Here is an 18525-nt window from a genome sequence, read left to right on the forward strand (position 1 = left end):
GCGACGATCCCCGGACTCGTGCGGTGCCAGACGCCGTGGTTGAGCCGAGCGCCGGAGTGTCAAGACGAATGTGAGCACGCTGATCACCACGATTCAACACGATCATTCTGCGGCCGATGTGGGAGATCAGATGCACGCTTCTGCCGCTGGCCGACCCTGCGCAACACCTCGGTGTCGGATGGACCGGCATGCCGCCACCCGCCGGCTCGAGCACCTGGCCTGCGGGACGTAGCCAGCGCTCGCGGCTTGCCGAATCGGGTGCGGTCAGCGTCTTCGTGTCTCCCAGATCGACCGCTGAGGCTCGTCGTTGTGCACGACGATGTCGGCGTGATCGGTCGGGCGGACGGTAGCGAAGTACAACTGCTGGGAGGGGATGTAACGCTCGCGCCAGCGCCGTTCGATTTCAGCCTGGGACGACGTCCGGCGCTCTCGGATCACGGCACGATCCACGGTCTTCTCAAGCGCGGTTGACACGAAGATGCGCAGGTCCCACCTGTCGATCAGCTCCGGACGCATGAGGAAGACGCCGTCGAAGACCAGCACGGCGTCGGCGGCGGCAGTGGCGGTCGGCGGGGACAGCACACTATCCGCGGTGCGGTCGTAGACCGCGTGGCGAAAGCGTCGATCCCCGCCCGGGCCGAGCGGATCGAGCAGAACCCGGTTCAGCGCGTCGTAGTCGTGGGTGTCGAAGTAGCAGCCTTCGGCCGAGAACTCGCCGCGCGGATAGCGCTGTGCCCGGGGGAAGAGGAAATCGTCGATCGTCGCGCGGATGACGTCGCGGCCCTGGTCGCGCAGGATGACGGCGAGCTCGTCGGCGAGGGTGGTCTTGCCGGCGGCGGGCGGTCCGTCGACGGCAACCCGCGTCGGGTGTGCGACGGTGACGGACCCGACCGCCTCAGCCAGGCGGCCGAGCACCTCGTCGCGGGTGCCTTGGTCCATGTGCTGTCCCGTCCTGTCCTCGCCGGAGGTTGCCGGGGGTCGAGCCGACCCTATGCGCGTCAGCCCCTGCGCGCCCGCCCTCCCCGGGTGAGCGAGATTGCCGCGTGCGCAAGTGCTTCCGGGCTCGGGCTCGGTCAGTCGACGGAGGCCGGGGAAAGACCAGCGGCTTCCGAGGGCCGCCTGTCGCGATCAGGTTTCGGCGCCTCAGGGTCTTGCAGGGTGCGGAACATCAGCCAGCTCAGGACCGGCATGACGATCAGCGGTGTCAGAGCGGTTCGTAGTGACGTCGCATCCGCCAGGGCCCCGATGGGGAAGCTGGCGAGCCCGCCGATGCTCACCGTCAGGCCCAGCGTGATCCCGCTGGCGGTGCCGACCCGGGTGGGCAGGTAGTCCTGCCCGAGGGTGATCTGCAACGAGAAGGGCACATAGAGGCCGACGGAGGTCAGCGCCAGGAACAGGTAGATCGCCGGTCCGGGCGCCCACACCACACCCGCGATCGCGATGGCGGCAACTGCGTAGGACCAGCGGGACACGGCCACCCGGCCCCACCGATATGCGGCGTTACCACCCAGCACCGAGCCGACCACGCCGCCGAGGTAGAGCACGAACAGAGCGGCCACGCCCGCAGCCGCGTTGCCGTTCATGCGTTGCTGGGCGTACAGGGAAATGAATGTGCTCAGGCCCACGAAGGCGATCGAGCGGAACACCACCGCGAAGGTCAGCCGCATGAACGAAGTGGGGTCATCGCGCCCGACGGGTGCCGGTTTCCCGCCTACGGCGCTGTTGCGCTGGGCCAGGGCACGCAGCACGGGCATCGCCATCGCGGTTCCGGCGAGGGCTGGCACAACCATCAACGGCGTCCAGCTCAGCCCGCCGAGGGCCGTGACGCCTGCGACCATCAGCGGGGCCAGGGCGAAACCGACGCTGCCGCCGGTGGAGAAGTACGCCATGGCGGTGTGGCTGCCCTCGCTGGCTTCACGAGCGATGCGTGCGGACTCGGGATGGTAAGCGGCCACACCGATACCGGAGAGCGCCACGAACAGCAGGGTGAAGGCGTACTCGCCGCTCAGTCCGCTCACCGCGATGCCGGCCCCACTCAGCAGGGTGCTGACGGGTAGCAGCCACGGTATGGCCCAGCGGTCGGTGAGCGCGCCGAAGAGTGGTTGGACGACCGAGGACAGCAGCGATGCGGCAAGGACGATGCCGGATACTGCCGCGTAGGTGTAAGCGCGTTCCGCGACGAACAGCGGTACCAGCGCCGCGACGGTCCCCTGGTAGATGTCGACACAGGCGTGACTGACGGCGAGCAACGTGATCGAGGTTTTCCTTCGCACCATGCGAGGGTGGCAATACACTCCCCTGTCTGGCTTCCGATAACCTGACAGACGATGACGGAAATCCGCCACAATCCCGTGGCGCCCACTCGCGCCCAGTGGCTCGCGTCCGGGGGTGAGATCGACGCGCACCGCCACGACGACCACCAGATCGTCTATGCCGCCCGTGGCGTCCTGGCCGTCACGACCGACAAGGGTTCATGGATCACCCCAGGCACCCGGGCCATCTGGGTGCCGGCCGGCACCGTGCACGCCCACCGCGCCTACGGCGAACTCGAGCTTCACCTGGTGGGGCTGCCCGCCACGGACAACCCGCTCGAGCTGGAAACCCCGACCGTGCTCGCCGTCGGCCCGCTGCTGCGTGAGCTGATCATCGCCTACACCCGCACCCCCGGCGGACAGGGCTCGGAACGCGACCGACTGCGCGCCGTGCTGCTCGATCAACTACGCGCCGCTCCTCAGCAGCCGTTGCATGTCCCCACGCCCACCGAGCCCCTGCTGCGCACCGTGTGCGCCCTCCTGCATGCCGACCCGGGTGACAGGCGCACGCTCGCCGACCTCGGCCGTGAGGTCGGTGCCAGCGACCGCACCCTGTCCCGGCTGTTCCGCAGGGACCTCGGCATGACCTTTCCACAGTGGCGCACCCAGTTGCGCCTGCATCACGCCCTGGTCCTGCTGGCGAACGGGACGCCGGTGACGGCGGTGGCACATCAGTGCGGCTGGTCGTCGGCCAGCGCCTTCATCGACGTGTTCCGCCGCGCTTTCGGTCATACCCCGGGCACCTATCCGGCCAGGCGCACTGCCGACTGAGCCTCGAACTCCAGCCGTGATTCCCGAACGGCGGCTGCGTACTGGCGGGACTCAATCGCAATTCCCGCCCGTCGGCAGCGGCGAGCGTCCTCAAATCGAGAGCGCGGATTTGCGGCGATGGGATTTGCGAGGTCGATTTCATGGCTTCTGTTCGGGGTGGGCCCGCTTTGTTTGTCGCCGGCTATGGGCCTTTTCGGTCGCCAAGGAGTCAGTGTCAACTACCTGTCATTCCATTACGTTGCGATCAAAGTAATTCGATCGCTACGTTTCGCTGGTCCGAATTGGAGTACCCGAAAAGGGGGCAACTGTTGAGATCAACCCTACGCTGGTCGGCATCGGCCAGCCTGGCGCTCGCGCTGGTGCTGACCGCTCCGGCGGTGGCCCAGGCGAAGCCGACCCCGGTCGAAAAGAACGGCAACACCACCGCCGTCGCCCGCACCAGTGACGGCCGTGCGATCACCAACGAGAAGATCGCCGGGGAGGTCGCCAGGTTCTGGACGCCGGAGCGGATGGCGAACGCTGTCGACCTCGACCTCGCGAAGTCGCCGAAGGCCACCGAGTCGACGACCCGGGCGCCGAAGCCCGACGGGCCGGCGGGCTCGGTCGCGCCGGTGCGACCGAGTGTCGCCAGCGGCGCCGACGTCGGCATCCAGCTCAACGAGTCGGCGGTCGTCGGCAAGGTCTACTTCACCACCCCCAACGGCGGCGGCGCCTCCTGCTCCGCGAGCGCGGTCGCCAGCGGCAAGGCGCGACTGGTCATGACCGCCGGGCACTGCGTGCACCAGGGCGCCGGCGGGCAGTGGTACAGCAACTGGCAGTTCGTGCCGCGGTACCGCGACGGCGCGCGGCCGTTCGGCACGTTCGTGGCGTACCAGCTCGCGGCCCGCACCGCGTGGATCAACAGCAGCAGCTACGACGAGGACATGGCCATCGCCATCATGCACAACGGCGGTAACTGGGGCCTGAAGGTCGTCGAGACGGTCGGCGGCCACGGCATGCGCTGGAACTGGGGCTACAACATCTCCCTGATGACCGCGCTGGGCTATCCGTCCAACCTCGGCGGCGGCGAGAGCCAGTACTTCTGCCAGAGCGGGACCTGGCACGCCGGCGCCCAGCAGATCCGGATGTGGTGCAACATGACCTACGGCTCCAGCGGCGGTCCGTGGTTGCAGGAGTACAACGACCAGAATGGTCTCGGGTTCATCAACAGCGTCGTGAGTCACGGCGACAACCCGGGCAACGGGCAGTTCGACGGTCCGTACTTCGACGACGACATCAAGAGCCTCTACGACTTCGCGGAGGGTCTCTCCCCGGCGTAAGGGCACGTGAACGGCAGAGCCCCGGCCACACGGCCGGGGCTCTGCGCGCGATGCTCCGTCAACGGCGGAAAAGTTCCCGTCCGGGGCGCGGGGTCACTTGAAGCGGATGAACTTCGAGAACTGGTTGTTGGCGGTTCCCACCGACACCGTCCGGTGGCTGTACCTGTCGGCGGAAACGTAGTTGTACTCGTCGATCTCGAAGGTGCCGTTCGCGTTCACCCTGGTCACGAACGCGACGTGCCCGTAGGTGCCGCCCAGGCGTACCGCGACGTCACCGGCCTTCGGGCTGTTGTACACCGGCACGCCGGCGCGTCCGGCGGCGGCGACCCACTCCTTGGCGTTGCCCCACCGCGCCTGGCCCTTGTACTGGTTGTGGAAGGCGACGCCGACCCGGCTACGCACCGCCCAGGCCGCGAAGCTGGTGCACTGCCCCTTGTAGAAGTTCCACGGATCGATGCCCGAGGTCTGACCCTTGTAGGGGTAGTCGTCCTTGGCCGGGTAGCTGGCGCCGGCCGAGATCAGCTGGTGGGAGGCGTTGTTGTTCTTCAGCGTGGAGCTCAGGTTCTTCTTCGCCCCGGGCGCGAAGTCCTGGTACGCGTGGGAGCCGTTGTAGCCGGTGTTGTAGTAGACGCGCACCGTCTTCCCGGTGCGGTTCCACGCCGAGGCGGCGTTGTTCTTGATGCACTGGCCCTTGCCGCTACCGGCGCCCTTGAACTCGTAGCAGCCCGGCTGGGCGGTGCCGTAGTCGGCCAGCGAGCCGGCGTGATCGGAGATCGAGCCCGCGTGGTTGCTGTTGTAGTAGTAGCAGAACTCGCCGGTGTTGCACGCTCCGTCGCGGGACGCGGCCTGCGCGGGCGCGGCGACCGCCAGGACGCCGAGAGTCGCGCTCAGCACGCTGGCGCTGAGGGCACCGAGGACGCGAACGGTGACCGTGGGCATGATCACTTCCCTCCTGGGGGTGGGTGATGGGGCACCCACGCTACAAGGCATAGATCATCCGCCATACCCCTCAATCGCGGGCGGCGGGAGCAGGGCGGCGATGCGGGCGATGCCGTACCGACGGGGAGCGGAGGCGACTGACGCGCGGCGGATGTGGTCGCCGCCGGTGCTGGCGACCTTCGGGGCCCGTGCGTCAGGGGAGGCGTGCCAGGTGCGCGGCGATGTCGGCGGCGATCTGCTCCGGCTGCTCGCCGTTGATGGCGTGCGAGGCGTCGGGGTAGACCTTCACCACGGCGTGCGGCAGGACGTGCCGGGCGTGCGCGGCGCCGGCCGCGGCGTCGTGCATCCGGGACTTCCCGGCGAACAGCGTGAGGACCGGCATCCGCACCCCGGCGAGACGTTCGTCGGTGAGCCGGCCGGGGGCGGAGAGCTTGAGCACGTAGGACTGCATCCCGGCCTCGATCATCTCGGCGACCGGGACGTCCTCGACGGGTGCCCCGTTGGCCGTCCAGCTCGCGAAGTCCTCCCGCCAGGAGCGGGGCAGCCAGCGCACGCTGGCCGGGACCGAACGGACGATCGCGGCCGGTGACAGATCGGTGAAGACCAGGACCGGATCCAGCAGGATCACGCTGGCGACCTTCTCCGGGCGGTGCGCCGCCAGGTTCGTCGCGGTCCAGCCGCCGATGGACAGCCCGACCAGGTGGAGCCGTGCCTCGGGCAGGCCCCGAAGCAGCTCGTGCAACCACTGCGCGTGGTCGCGGGCGGAACTGATCGGTCGTTGCTGGACGCTCATGCCCGGCTCGCCCAGCAGGTCCACCGTGTACACGCTGCGCAACCGCAGCAGCGAGGGCAGGTTGTCGGCCCAGACGGGGGAGGGGGCGGCCCGGCCCGGTAACAGCAGCAGCGGAGGGGCGGAGGAAGAGGAGGCGGGGCCGGCGAAGTGGTAGACGCGGACCACCCCGTAGCTGGTCCGCACGTCGAGCGTGCGGTCCGGTTCGGGCAGGTCCGCCATTGCCCGGTCGTAGGCGCGCAGGAAGCGGTCCTGCGCCTGGGCGGAGACGAAGTAGCCGACGGGGGCGGGGTGATGCAGGGCGAACCCCGCAGCCACCACGAGGGCGGTGGCGAGCGCGGCGCCGCCGCCGAGCCAACGCCGGGGGTGCCTGATCCGAGGTGCGCGTACTCGCATGGTGCCACCTTCCGTTCCTGTGATGGTCGTCGATGTCGCCCTGCGCGTTCCGTAATTCTACCGCCCGGTCAGATTTTCTAACACGTGGTAGAAAATCTGACCGGGCGGTTATTCTGCCCGTGGCGCGGCTACCCTTTCCGGGCACGGGCCGCCACGACACCCGAGGGACGCCGAATGACACGGGATGCCGCCATTTGGAAGGACCGCTCGCGCCGGCCGCTGACCATCACCGAACAGGCCCGTCGCGCCCAGCTCGTCCGGGTGACCACCGACCTCGTCGCCCGGCACGGCTATGCCGGCACCTCGCTGGCGCGCATCGCCGAGGCGGCGGGGCTGTCCAAGGCCGCGGTCCTCTACCACTTCCCGTCGAAGGACGCGGTGGTGCAGGCGGCGTACGCCACGGTCATCGAAGCCCTCATCGCGGACGTCGGCGCGGCCGTCGAGCAGGCCGGCGGGGCCGCCGCGGTGGAGGCGTACGTCCGCTCGCTCGTGGCCCACCTGCGGACGCACCCCGAGCATGCTCGGATGATCATCGAGGCCGTCACTGAGGAGACCGGCATCAGCGACGGGCCGGACGCGCCCAGCCGGCGGCAAAGCGTCGCGGACCTCATCGAGGCGGCCCGCTCCGCCGGGGACTACCGCGAGGACACTGACGCCGACCTGCTCGCCATCGTGGTCAACGGCGCGATCGACGCCATCGTCGCCGAGCAGCTCGCCAGGCCCGGGTTCGACGGCGGCCGCGCCGCCGACGAGCTGATCGGGATCCTGGACCGGGCGTACCGCCGCAGGCCGGGGCCCGACGCCGGCTGAACGCCCCGTACGGCGAGCGCCGTCCGCGCTCGTCGGCGCTGCCGGACCGGCGGGCGCGGAGCCGGCGACGACGGAGGCGAGTTGTGTGCCGATTCGGGGTTCGTTAGGCGATTCGCGGGCATAGCGTCAGGCGTGGCGGCTTCCCGCCGCCGGGCCTGCCCGGGGGCGGGTCAGGACGATCTGACGGTGGTGCGACGTGGACGAGACCGATCCGATGATGCTGGACCAGCGGGGACGACGCGGCCAGGGCGCCGGGCTGCCCCGGTTGCTGGGCGCGGTCAGCCTCGCCCTCGGGGCCGGCAGCCTGTTCGCCCCGCGCGCGGTGGCCCGGCTGACCGGGGTGGACGACTCGCCCGCCGCCCGCGCGGTCGTCACCGCCGTGGGCGCCCGCGAGCTGGCCCACGCGGCCGGCCTGCTCGCCGGCCGCAGCCCGGCCGGCTGGGCGTGGACCCGGGTGGCCGGCGACGCGCTGGACCTCACCCTGCTCGGACGGGCCTGGGCGGACCGGTGCGGCGAACGGCGTCGGCGGGTCGGCCTCACCACCGCCGCCGTCGCCGGCATCGCCGCCGTCGACCTGATCGCCGCCGTGCGCGCCGGACGGGCCCGGGCCGCGCGCCGGCGGGTGATCGACATGGAGGTCGCGGTCACCGTCAACCGGTCCCCGGCCGAGGCGTACCGCTTCTGGCGGGACCTGGAGAACCTGCCCCGGTTCATGTCCCACCTGGAGTCGGTACGCGCCGACGACCTGCGCCGGTCGCACTGGACCGCGCACGGCCCGGCCGGCCGCCGGATCGAGTGGGACGCGGAGATCGTCGACGACCAGCCGAACCGGTCGCTCGCCTGGCGGTCGCTGCCCGGCACCCGCGTGCCCAACGCGGGCCGGGTCCGGTTCGTGCCCGCGCCGGGCGATCGCGGCACCGAGGTCCGGGTGCGGCTGCGCTACGCCCCGCCGGCCGGCGCGCTGGGCCGGGCCGTGGCGAAGCTCTTCGGCGAGGAACCCGAGCAGCAGGTGCGCGACGACCTGCGCCGGTTCAAGCAGGTGGTGGAGACCGGCGAGGTGGTCCGCTCCGAGGGCAGCCCGGACGGCATCTCCGTGCGCCAGCAGGTCATGCAACGCCCCGCCCAGCCGCTGCCCATCGCCCGCCGCTGACCGCCCGCCACCCGAGAGGACGAACGATGAAGGCCACCGCCTGGATGGGCAAGGACAGCGTCAAGGTCGTCGACGTGCCCGACCCGACCATCATGAACGCGCGCGACGCGATCGTACGGATCACCTCGACCGCCATCTGCGGTTCGGACCTGCACCTCTACCACGGGTACATCCCCGCCATGCGCAAGGGCGACATCCTCGGCCACGAGTTCATGGGCGAGGTCGTGGAGGTCGGCCCGCAGGTACGCAACCTGCGCCCCGGCGACCGGGTGGTGGTGCCGTTCCCGATCGCCTGCGGGCACTGTTCCTCCTGTCAGCGCGGGCTCTTCTCGGTCTGCGAGAACTCCAACCCCAACGCCGGGGTGGCCGAGAAGATCATGGGGCACTCGCCGGCCGGCATCTTCGGCTACTCCCACCTGCTCGGCGGCTACGCCGGCGGCCAGGCCGAGTACGCCCGGGTGCCGTTCGCCGACGTCGGCCCGATCAAGGTGCCCGACGAGGTGCCCGACGACCAGGCCGTGATGCTCGCCGACGTGCTGCCCACCGGCTTCATGGGCGCGGAGATGTGCGACATCAAGCCGGGCGACGTGATCGCGGTGTGGGGGGCCGGCCCGGTGGGCCTGCTCGCCGCCGCCAGCGCCCGGATGCTCGGCGCGGAGCGGGTGATCGTCATCGACCGGTACCCGTACCGGCTGCGGCTCGCCGAGGAGCACACCGGCGCGGAGACCATCAACTACGACGACACCGACGTGCTCGACGCGCTCAACGCGATGACCGCCGGGCGGGGGCCCGACGCCTGCATCGACGCCGTCGGCCTGGAGGGGCACCACGGCAACACCGCCGTCTACGCGTACGACCGGGCCAAGCAGGCCGCCCGGGTCGAGACGGAGCGCCCGTTCGCGCTGCGCCAGGCCATCCTCGCCTGCCGTAGCGGCGGCGTCGTCTCGGTGGTCGGCGCGTACGGGGGCTTCGTCGACAAGTTCCCGATGGGCGCGTTCATGAACCGGTCGTTGATCATGCGTACCGGTCAGTGTCACGTCCAGCGCTACACCCGGCCGCTGCTCAACCGCATCCAGCGCGGCGACATCGACCCCAGCTTCATCATCAGCCACCGGATGCGCCTGAAGGACGCGGCCAAGGGCTACAAGATCTTCCAGAAGAAGCAGGACGAGTGCACCAAGGTCGTCCTCAAGGTCTGAGCCCCGGTGCGGGCGCCGACGGGGCCCGGGGTGGCGGAATCCGGCCGTCCCCGGGCCTCGTCGGCGGCGGCGGGTCAGGCCCAGGGGGCCGTCGGGTACCAGGGGATGATCTCGCGGCGGGCGAGCAGCCGCACGTCCCAGTAGAGGAACGTGAACGCGCCGGCGACGATGAACGCGACCGCGGTCAGGACCGCCAGGCGGCTCGGCCGGGCGCTGAACCAGCGTTGCAGGCGGGAACCGGCGAGCCAGGCCAGCAGCAGGAACAGCACCGCCATGATGACGATGTTGCCCAGGGACTGGAGCGTGAACGCCGCCGCGCCGTAGAGCGGGTTGCCGCTCTCGGCGGCGTCGCGGAACATCTGCCGGAACAAGGCGAAGGGCCGGCCGATCAGGAAGCCGGCGATCAGTGCGCCCATGAACACCATCGGGGCGTTGGGGAACCGCCGGGCGATCCGGGCGAACGGGTCCGGCACGACGCCCAGCGCGGCCAGACCGAGATAGATCATGATGAGCCCGATCGCGCCGAAGACGACCATGGACTGGATGCTCCTCGGCGACAGCCCGCCGGGCGCGTTGGGCGCGGTGGAGAACTGGGGCATCGACGTGCCGACGAGGCCGACGACCGCGCCGTAGGCGGCCGACACCGCGACCATGCCCACCGACATCCAGCCCAGTGGCTTCAGCGGTGCGACGAGCCGGCTGAACCTGCTGCCCGTGGTGCCGGTCAGTGGGGCCAGGGCGCCGAACGCTGCGATGTTGCAGGCGGTGAACGTGCCCGCGATGCCGGAGACGAAGGCGAACAGGATGCCCGCCGCGATGCCCTGGATGGGCGTCTCCTTGGCGTCGTGGCCGAGGAGTGTGTTGGCGACGTTGTCGCCGATGGTCCGGTCCACGAACTCCGCCGACCAGATGACGGTCAGCAGGAACCCGCCGAGGACGCTGAGGAGGATGATCAGCCCTCGCCGCCGGGGAAAGTGCCCGTTGACGAACGCGGACGTCCCGCTCCGCGTGGTGTCGGGGCTGAGCCGGACGGGCGCGTCGGGTCGCCGGGAAGACCTCTGGGTCTGCGTCACATGCGCTCCTCGGGGTGGGGGAGGGGGAACACGGGCGCCGCGTCGACGCCGACGCCCGCGACCGGCGTCGACGGCCGCCGATCGACGGTGGACGCGCCCGCCTGGCGCCAATGAATGACAAAGGCGCGGGTCGATGTCCGCGTTTCATCATGGGGTGGCCGCCGCCGGCCCGGTTCTTCCATCGTGCGCAATCTCCCGGGCCGTTTCGCCCGCTCCGGGTGCCGGTCAACTCCAGGACGGCCGGCTACCGGCCTCCGCCGCAGACGCGCAGATGAAGCGCCTTGGAGATCGTCGGAGGCGGCGCCGCGAAGGACGTGGGGTGTCGTCCGCCCGTCCGGCCTGTCGTCGGTCGGGTGATCGGGAAGGCGACCGCGCGACCCTTGTTGCCAACACTTTGCAATAAGCTGGCGAGCGGACGACGACTGCCGCGAGAGGACCAGCCATGCCCGACGCGCCCGCCCGGACCGCCGTGGACGGTCCGCCGCACACCGTGTCCGAGCTGGTGATGGCCTGGGGGCGCGGCTGGGCGGTCTCCAGGGACGCCCCCGCCCCCGTCGCGGTCCCCGGCGGCTTCCGGATCGACGTGGGCCGGCCGGGCCATCGCGTACGCCACGTGCTGCACACCTACGACGCCGACTCGCTCGGGCGGCTCGGCCGGGAGCTGACGGGGCCGGGCACCTGGATCAAGGTCAGCGGGGACCGCGCCGGCCTCCGCGCCGCCCTGCCCGACGCCTGGACGCTGGACATCGCCGGACACCTCATGAGCGCGCCGCTGACGCCGGGCGCGGCCGAGCCGCCCGCACCGTACGCGACGCGGGTCGTCGCCGGGGACAAGGTCGTCGTCGTGACGGTCCTCGACGCGTACGGGCACAGGGCGGCCATCGGGCGGCTGGCCGCCGCCGGGGAGTTCGGCATCGTCGACCAGGTCGAGACGGAGCCCGCCCACCGGCGGCGCGGGCTGGGCAGCGTCGTCGTGCGGGCGCTCTGCGACCACGCGGCGAGGCTCGGGATGCGCACCGGGATCCTCGTCGCCACCGACGAGGGACGCGCCCTGTACCGCGCGCTCGGCTGGACGGCGCGCTCGGACCTGTCGGGGGCGTACCTCAGCGAGGACCCGGGCCCGGCCTGACGCGCCGGCCGGGCTTGACGTGCCGGCCCGGCCTGACGCGCCGGCCGGGCCGGACGACGGGCGGAGTCGACCGGTGGACGGCGGCTACGCCGGAATGGCGCTGGCGCACGGCGGTGGCGGGCGGGCGTGGTGGCCCGGTCAGGGGATGGGCCACTCGTGGACCGGCCGGTTGGTGTGCATCAGCGTCACGTAGTGCCGCACCACCTCCCGCAGCGCCTCCGGCCGGTCGAGATGGTCGGCGGACTCCAGCCGGTCCAGGGTCTCCACCTGCCAGCTCGCCCCGTTGCGGCCGGTCAGGCACCGCTGCTCGATGACGCCGAGCAGCCGGTCCCGCTCGGCCGGGTCGAGGCCCCACCGGTCCAGCCCGTGGTGGGCCAGCGGCAGCAGCCGGCGCAGCACCAGCTCGGTGACCGGGAGATAGCCGAGGCCGGGCCAGAAGACCTGGGCGTCGATGCCGTAGCGGGCGCAGGCGTTGAAGTTCTCCTCGGCCGCGCTGAACGACATCTGCGACCACAGCGGCCGGTCGGCCTCGGCGAGCGCCCGGACGAGACCGAAGTAGAAGGCGCCGTTGGCCACGGTGTCGAGCACCGTCGGCCCGGCCGGCAGCACCCGGTTCTCCACCCGCAGGTGCGGGCGGCCCTTCAGCACGTCGTACACGGGGCGGTTCCAGCGGTAGACGGTGCCGTTGTGCAGCCGCAGCTCGGCGAGCCTCGGCACGTCCCCCCGGGCCAGGGCCTCGGCCGGGTCCTCCGCGTCGCAGACGGGCAGCAGCGCCGGGAAGTAGCGCACGTTCTCCTCGAACAGGTCGAACACCGTGGTGATCCAGCGCTCCCCGAACCACACCCGGGGGCGTACGCCCTGGGCCTTGATCTCCTCCGGCCGGGTGTCGGTGGCCTGCTGGAACAGCGGGATGCGGGTCTCCCGCCACAACTCCCGGCCGAAGAGCAGCGGCGAGTTCGCCCCCACGGCCACCTGGATGCCGGCGATCACCTGCGCGGCGTTCCAGTAGTCGGCGAACTGGGCCGGGCTGACCTGGAGGTGGAACTGGGTGCTCGTGCAGGCCGCCTCCGGGGTGATGGTGTCGGCGGTGACCGCGAGCCGTTCCACGCCGTTGATCGCGATCCGCAGGTCCTCGCCGCGGGCGGCGAAGATCTGCTCGTTGAGCAGCGCGTAGCGCGGGTTGGCCGACAGCGTCTCGGCGGTCAGGTGCTCCGGCCGCAGCGTCGGCAGGACGCCGATCATCACCATGTGCGCGCCCACCTCCCGCGCCTTGTTCTCGGCGGCGTTGAGGCTGGCCCGCACCGCCTCCTCGAACTCGCGGGTGCCGGTGCCGGCCAGCCGGCGCGGCGCCACGTTGATCTCGACGTTGAACTGGCCCAGCTCCGTCTGGAAGTCCGGGTCCGCGATGGCGGCCAGCACGTCGGCGTTGCGCATGGTCGGCATCGAGTCGTCGTCGACCAGGTTCAGCTCGATCTCCAGCCCGGTCATCGGCCGTTCGACGTCGAACCGGGACTCCCGGAGCATCTCGGCGAAGACGTCCAGGCACCGCCGTACCTTCTCGCGATAGCGGGCCCGGTCCTCGCGACTGAAGGTCCGCACGCCGACGTCCTCGCCCATGGTCACCGCCCTGTCACCGTTGGTTCCCCTAACCTCGCACGCCCGGGGCGGGCCGGGGAAGACCCGAAGCTTCTTGTACGTACCCAGCCCGGGCCCGCGTGATCCCTGTCGCCTCCGCCCGTCGTGCCGTCGGCGCGGTCGACGGGGTGGTTAGCATGTGCGGCAACCGGTGGGGGAGTGACGATGCGCGAGAAGATCACCAGGCTCTTCGTGGCGGCGGCGATCGCCGAGGCCTGCTCCTGGCTGGCCCTGCTGGTCGGCATGGCAGTCAAGTACGGCCCCCCGGGCAACGAGATCGGCGTGCAGATCTTCGGCCCGATCCACGGCGCGCTCTTCGTCGCGTACGGCCTGCTGGTCCTCGCGATGGCCCGGCTGCACCGGTGGCGGCCCTGGCCCACCCTCGTGGCCCTCGCCTGCGCCGTACCGCCGTTCGCCACCCTGATCTTCGAGCGCTGGGCCGCCAAGCGGGGGATGCTGCGCACCGCGGGCGAGCCGGACCGGCCGCTGACCCCCGTCGGCTGACCGGTCAGCCGGCGAGGAAGTCGGCCAGCGCGGCGGCGAGCTGCTCCGGGGCCTCCTCGGCCATGTGGTGGCCCGAGTCGATCGAGGCCACCCGCACGTCGTCGGCCCAGTCCCGCCAGATCGCCGCCGGGTCACCGTACAGGTCGACCATGTCGTCCCGCTCCGACCAGCAGAACAGCACCGGGCAGGCGATCCGCCGCCCGGCGGCCCGGTCGGCGTCGTCGGCCGCCCGGTCCGGGCCGAGCCCGGCCCGGTAGTCCTCGCACATCGCGTGCACCGTCGCCGGGTCGTGGATGGCCCGGCGGTAGTCGGCGTACGCCTCCTCGCCCATGGCCGCCGGCGACCCGCCGTACCAGGCGTCCGGGTCGGCGGTGATCACCCGCTCCGCCGGCTTGTCCGACTGGCCGAGGAAGAACCAGTGCCACCAGCGGGCCGCGAACCGGGCGTCGGCGCGCGCCAGGGCCTCGCCGATCGGCACCCCGTCGAGCACGCCCAGCCGGCTGACCCGCTCCGGGTGGTCCAGCGCGGTGCGCATCGCCACGTAGCAGCCCCGGTCGTGCCCGATCACGGCCGCGCGGTCGTGGCCGAGCGCGTCGAGCAGGCCGACCACGTCACGGGCCATCGCCCGCTTGGCGTACGTGGTGTGCCCCGGGTCGCTCGGCGGCTTCGACGAGCCGCCGTAACCGCGTAGGTCCGGGCAGATGACGGTGTGCTCGCGGGCGAGCAGCGGCGCGACCCGGTGCCAGGTCGCGTGGGTGCGCGGATGGCCGTGCAGCAGCACCACGGGTGGCCCCGAGCCGCCGTGGCGTACCCGCAGCTGGACCTCGCCGACGTCGATCCGCTCCAGCGTGAATCCCTCGAACATGTCCGCCACGGTGCCCACGGGCGCGCGGCCGGAAACCGCGCCGGCCGTCAGGTCAGCGCGGACCAGGCCAGCACGGCGGCGACCAGCAGCGCGCCCAGCACCGCCTGGAGCAGCAGCGGCGGCCCGAGGTGCGACCACAGGGTGGCGGTACGCGGGGTGAGCAGCTGACCCGTCGTCAGGTTGACGATCCGCTCGATCTTCGGTGGCAGGTCCGGGTCGCCCTGCGGGCGCAACGTGAGCTGCACGTGGTCGGCCGGGTGCAGCGCGCTCTGCGGCAGGTGCCCGTGCAGCTCGACCTCGCAGAGCCGCCCGGCGGCGTCGCGCAGCCGCACCGGGGTGACCAGGTATTCCGGGCCCTTCTTCAGGTCCTTGAAGCTTCGTCGGGCGGCGCCGGAGCCGGCGGAGAACAGGGAGCGGACCAGCGCCATCAGCAGGCCGGCGATCCCGGCCGCCACGAGCACCGCGACCAGCACCGGCTGGCCGATGCGCACCTCGCGCGGGTAGCCGTCCATCAGCCGCACGATCCGCCCCGTGACGATCCGGCCGGTCGGATGGACGATCCGCCGGATGTGCAGGTCGCTGTCCATCTCCACCACCCAGAGTCCGGTTGCGTTCACTCATGGTATCGGTCGTCCGGGTTGAACGACATGAATGAAATGCGGTCACGCGCTCGCGGCGGCCAGGTGACAACCGCAGCGGCACGGGTAAGCGGGGGGCCGAGCTGGAAAGGGGTCGAGCATGCAGCTGTCCTTCCTGCGCCCGCTCTACGACCGCCCGGGGCCGTGGGTCTCGGTGTACCTGGACGCGTCCGCCAACACGGAGGACGCCCACCCGGCGCTCGATCTGCGCTGGCGCGCCCTGCGTGACCAACTTCAACAGCAGCGCGCCGACGTGGACACCATCGACGCCGTCGAACGCGTCGTGCGGGGCCACGATCCGATGCCCGGCGGCTACGGGCTGGCGATCTTCGGCGCCCGGGGCCGGGTGGTGCTGTCGGAGTACCTCTCCGCCCCGCCGCTGCGGGACCTGGCCGCGTACACCTCGTTGCCGCACGTGATGCCCATGCTGGCGCAGCGCGGCGAGCAGGTGGCCTGGGTCCGGGTGCTGGCCGACCGGACCGGCGCCGACGCCATGGCGATCAGCGCCGGCGGCGTGCCGCGCCGGGCCCACGTGAGCGGCCGGGAGGACTTCCAGCTGCGCCGGGTGCAGCCCGGCGGCTGGTCGCAGTCGCACCACCAGCGGGCCGCCATGGAGGCCTGGCACCACAACGCGGGCGACGTCACCGCCGCCACGGTGGAGCTGGCCGAGAAGGTCGGCGCGGAGGTGGTGGTGGTCGCCGGCGACGTGCGCGCCACCGGCGTGATCGCCGCCCAGATGCCGGAACGCTGGCAGGACCTGATGGTGCGCACCGACGCCGGGTCCCGGGGCGGCGGCGCCGACCAGAGCCTGCTCGACGACCTCACCGTGCAGACCATCGCCGAGGTGGCCGACCAGCGGATCTCCGCAGTGCTGGACCGGTTCGGCATGCAGGAGGACGTCGGCGCCGGGCTGGACGCCGTCGTGTCCGCCCTGCAACGCAACCAGGTCGAGACGATGCTCATCGTCGACGACCCGTCCGCCACCGGGGAACTCTGGATCGGGCCGGACCCGACCGAGATCGCCACCGACCCGGGGCAGCTCGCCGCCATGTCCGTACGCGACCCGGAGAAGGTCCGCGCCGACGCCGCCCTCGTGCGCGCGCTGGTCGGCACCGACGCCGAGCTGACCGTGCTGGGTCCCGACGAGGCGCCGGAGCTGACCGACGGCGTCGGCGCGGTGCTGCGGTACGTCGACGCCGGCACGCCGGGGCGTGGCGATGGCTGAGCGTACGGTGGCCGACCTGGTGGTCGAGCGACTGCGCGCCTGGCGGGTGCCGCGGGTCTTCGGCTACCCCGGGGAGGCCATCGCCCCGGTGGTCGAGGCGTTGGACGCCTCGGGCGGGGACCCGGCGTTCGTGCCGGCCCGGCACGAGGAGACCGCCTCCTACATGGCCACCGGGCACGCCAAGTTCACCGGCGGGATCGGGGTCTGCCTGGCCACCCAGGGGCCCAGCGCCGTGCAACTGCTCAACGGCCTCTACGACGCCAAGCTCGACAGCAAGCCGGTGGTGGCGATCGTCGGCGAGGACGTCTCGGGTCCGCTCGGCGCCGCCCACCAGGAGATCGGGCTGAGCCGGCTGTTCGCCGACGTGTGCAACCAGTTCGTCCGCTACGGCCGGGTCCCCGACGGGGTGCCCGCCCTGCTCGACCAGGCGTTCCGCACCGCCGCCGCCACCCGCAGCCCGGTCTGCGTGGTGCTGCCGCGGCAGTTGCAGGAGGCCACCGTGCCCGACCTGCAGTCCCACGCGGCCGGGGTGCTCTCGGCGACGCCGGGGGAGCCGCTGGCCAGGGTCCTGCCGCACGACGCCGACCTGGACGCGGCCGCCCAGCTGCTCGCCAACGGCCGGCGGACCGCGATCCTGGTCGGGCAGGGCGGCCGGGGCGCGGCCGGGGAGATCGTGGCCCTCGCCGACCGGCTCGGCGCCGGGGTGGCGGCCTCGCTGCTGGGCAAGCCGGTGCTCGACGAGCGGCTGCCCTTCCACGCCGGCGTGCTCGGCGAGGTCGGCACCCCGGCCGCCGCCGAGCTGATGGGCGGCTGCGACACGCTGCTGCTGGTCGGCACGAACGACCCGTGGACGGACTACTTCCCGATGCCGGGGCAGGCCCGCACGGTGCAGATCGACATCGACGGGCGCCGGATCGGCACCCGCTACCCGGTGGACGTGCCGCTCGTGGGCGACGCCCAGGAGACACTGCGGGCGTTGCTGGCCCGCGTACCCGACCGGCCGAACGCCCGGTGGCGGGAGACCGTCGAGGGCTCGGTCGACCGGTGGCGGGCCGAGCGGGCGGACCGGGCCGCCGCCCCCGCCGAGCCGGTGAACCCGCAGCTCGTGCTGCACGAGCTCTCCACCCGGGTCCCGCCGCGCGGGGCGGTGGCGGTGGACGTCGGATCGGTCATGTACTGGTACGCCCGGCACCTGGAGCTGCCCCCGGGCGTCACCGCGCAGCTCTGCGGCACGCTCGGCACGGTGGGCTGCGCCCTGCCGTACGCCGTGGCGGCCAAGCTCGCCGCCCCGGACCAGCCGGTGATCGCCCTGCTCGGCGACGGCGCGATGCAGCTCAACGGGCTGGCGGAGCTGATCACCGTGGCGCACCACTGGCGGGAGTGGCGCGATCCCCGCCTGGTGGTGCTGGTGCTCAACAACCGGGACCACTCCGGCATGGGCGGCGGCCGTACGCCCACCGACCCGACGCTCCGCCGGCCCGACGTGCCGTACGCCGGCTGGGCGCGCCTGCTCGGCCTGCACGGGGTGCGGGTCGACCGGCCGGAGCTGGTGGGGGCGGCCTGGGACGAGGCGCTGGCGGCCGACCGGCCCTGCGTACTGGAGGCGGTGGTCGATCCGGCGGTGCGGCTGGCGCCGCCCGAGCCCGCGTTCGCGGACCTGCGCGAGGTGTTCGCCGAGGGCGACGCCGCCCGGCGGGTACGCGACCGGATGCTCGCCGCCGGGGTGGCCGTGGAGGTCGACGACCTCGTTTAACGCTCCGGGCGAGGGGC

The 18525-nt window shown here is 72.1% G+C and carries 17 protein-coding genes; 9 read left to right on the forward strand and 8 right to left on the reverse strand.

What is annotated here, in order from left to right; all coding sequences use genetic code 11:
- Window positions 1-264 precede the first annotated feature (264 nt).
- Both RM555_RS02565 and RM555_RS02570 read right to left on the reverse strand, forming a co-directional pair.
- The gene (locus RM555_RS02565; RefSeq protein WP_311410242.1) at window positions 265-939 is read right to left on the reverse strand and encodes a nucleoside/nucleotide kinase family protein; all 675 of its coding nucleotides are present in this window, start codon (window positions 937-939) and stop codon (window positions 265-267) included.
- Between the two features lie 134 nt (window positions 940-1073).
- Window positions 1074-2273, reverse strand: a complete 1200-nt coding sequence (locus tag RM555_RS02570) for an MFS transporter (RefSeq protein ID WP_311410243.1) — start codon at window positions 2271-2273, stop codon at window positions 1074-1076.
- A gap of 54 nt (window positions 2274-2327) precedes the next feature.
- Here RM555_RS02570 and RM555_RS02575 point away from each other — a divergent pair, with 54 nt between their 5' ends.
- Together RM555_RS02575 and RM555_RS02580 are read left to right on the forward strand one after the other, a co-directional pair.
- Window positions 2328-3083 (forward strand): helix-turn-helix transcriptional regulator, encoded by a 756-nt coding sequence (locus tag RM555_RS02575; protein ID WP_311410244.1) that lies wholly within the window; start codon window positions 2328-2330, stop codon window positions 3081-3083.
- 305 nt (window positions 3084-3388) lie between these two features.
- Window positions 3389-4402 (forward strand): trypsin-like serine peptidase, encoded by a 1014-nt coding sequence (locus RM555_RS02580; protein ID WP_396888660.1) that lies wholly within the window; start codon window positions 3389-3391, stop codon window positions 4400-4402.
- Window positions 4403-4495: 93 nt separating this feature from the next.
- Here the strand turns inward: RM555_RS02580 and RM555_RS02585 are convergent, their stop codons facing one another.
- Together RM555_RS02585 and RM555_RS02590 are read right to left on the reverse strand one after the other, a co-directional pair.
- Window positions 4496-5341, reverse strand: coding sequence for a CHAP domain-containing protein (locus tag RM555_RS02585; protein WP_311410246.1), 846 nt, complete (start codon window positions 5339-5341; stop codon window positions 4496-4498).
- Window positions 5342-5534: 193 nt separating this feature from the next.
- Window positions 5535-6527 carry an alpha/beta fold hydrolase gene (locus RM555_RS02590; RefSeq protein ID WP_311410247.1) on the reverse strand — a complete coding sequence of 331 codons (993 nt, stop codon included), beginning with the start codon at window positions 6525-6527 and terminating at the stop codon, window positions 5535-5537.
- A 174-nt stretch (window positions 6528-6701) separates the two neighbouring features.
- On the opposite strand from RM555_RS02590, the gene RM555_RS02595 reads away from it, so the two are divergent.
- From RM555_RS02595 to RM555_RS02605, 3 genes are all read left to right on the forward strand, one after another.
- Window positions 6702-7337 (forward strand): TetR/AcrR family transcriptional regulator, encoded by a 636-nt coding sequence (locus RM555_RS02595; RefSeq protein ID WP_311410248.1) that lies wholly within the window; start codon window positions 6702-6704, stop codon window positions 7335-7337.
- Between the two features lie 196 nt (window positions 7338-7533).
- Window positions 7534-8487, forward strand: coding sequence for an SRPBCC family protein (locus tag RM555_RS02600; protein ID WP_311410249.1), 954 nt, complete (start codon window positions 7534-7536; stop codon window positions 8485-8487).
- Window positions 8488-8513: 26 nt separating this feature from the next.
- The gene (locus RM555_RS02605) at window positions 8514-9686 is read left to right on the forward strand and encodes a zinc-dependent alcohol dehydrogenase (RefSeq protein ID WP_151453880.1); all 1173 of its coding nucleotides are present in this window, start codon (window positions 8514-8516) and stop codon (window positions 9684-9686) included.
- 74 nt (window positions 9687-9760) lie between these two features.
- Here the strand turns inward: RM555_RS02605 and RM555_RS02610 are convergent, their stop codons facing one another.
- Entirely contained in the window at window positions 9761-10759 is a 999-nt protein-coding gene (locus RM555_RS02610) for a hypothetical protein (protein ID WP_311410250.1), read from the reverse strand.
- 442 nt (window positions 10760-11201) lie between these two features.
- Between RM555_RS02610 and RM555_RS02615 the strand changes: the two genes are divergently transcribed.
- Window positions 11202-11888, forward strand: a complete 687-nt coding sequence (locus RM555_RS02615) for a GNAT family N-acetyltransferase (protein ID WP_311410251.1) — start codon at window positions 11202-11204, stop codon at window positions 11886-11888.
- 138 nt (window positions 11889-12026) lie between these two features.
- Here the strand turns inward: RM555_RS02615 and RM555_RS02620 are convergent, their stop codons facing one another.
- Window positions 12027-13505, reverse strand: a complete 1479-nt coding sequence (locus RM555_RS02620; protein ID WP_311410252.1) for a glutamate--cysteine ligase — start codon at window positions 13503-13505, stop codon at window positions 12027-12029.
- Window positions 13506-13688: 183 nt separating this feature from the next.
- Here RM555_RS02620 and RM555_RS02625 point away from each other — a divergent pair, with 183 nt between their 5' ends.
- Complete coding sequence (locus RM555_RS02625) at window positions 13689-14027, forward strand: DUF3817 domain-containing protein (RefSeq protein WP_311410253.1); 339 nt, start codon at window positions 13689-13691, stop codon at window positions 14025-14027.
- 4 nt (window positions 14028-14031) lie between these two features.
- On the opposite strand, the gene RM555_RS02630 is transcribed toward RM555_RS02625, so the two are convergent.
- Together RM555_RS02630 and RM555_RS02635 are read right to left on the reverse strand one after the other, a co-directional pair.
- Window positions 14032-14892 (reverse strand): alpha/beta fold hydrolase, encoded by an 861-nt coding sequence (locus RM555_RS02630; protein ID WP_311410254.1) that lies wholly within the window; start codon window positions 14890-14892, stop codon window positions 14032-14034.
- Window positions 14893-14939: 47 nt separating this feature from the next.
- Window positions 14940-15488 (reverse strand): hypothetical protein, encoded by a 549-nt coding sequence (locus tag RM555_RS02635; RefSeq protein WP_311410277.1) that lies wholly within the window; start codon window positions 15486-15488, stop codon window positions 14940-14942.
- A gap of 142 nt (window positions 15489-15630) precedes the next feature.
- On the opposite strand from RM555_RS02635, the gene RM555_RS02640 reads away from it, so the two are divergent.
- Complete coding sequence (locus RM555_RS02640; RefSeq protein ID WP_311410255.1) at window positions 15631-16755, forward strand: baeRF2 domain-containing protein; 1125 nt, start codon at window positions 15631-15633, stop codon at window positions 16753-16755.
- Window positions 16748-18508, forward strand: a complete 1761-nt coding sequence (locus RM555_RS02645; RefSeq protein ID WP_311410256.1) for a thiamine pyrophosphate-binding protein — start codon at window positions 16748-16750, stop codon at window positions 18506-18508. The genes RM555_RS02640 and RM555_RS02645 overlap by 8 nt, the downstream gene beginning before the upstream one ends.
- The last annotated feature ends 17 nt before the right edge of the window (window positions 18509-18525 follow it).

It is taken from the genome of Micromonospora reichwaldensis (assembly GCF_031845925.1).
Classification (GTDB): Bacteria; Actinomycetota; Actinomycetes; order Mycobacteriales; family Micromonosporaceae; genus Micromonospora; species Micromonospora reichwaldensis.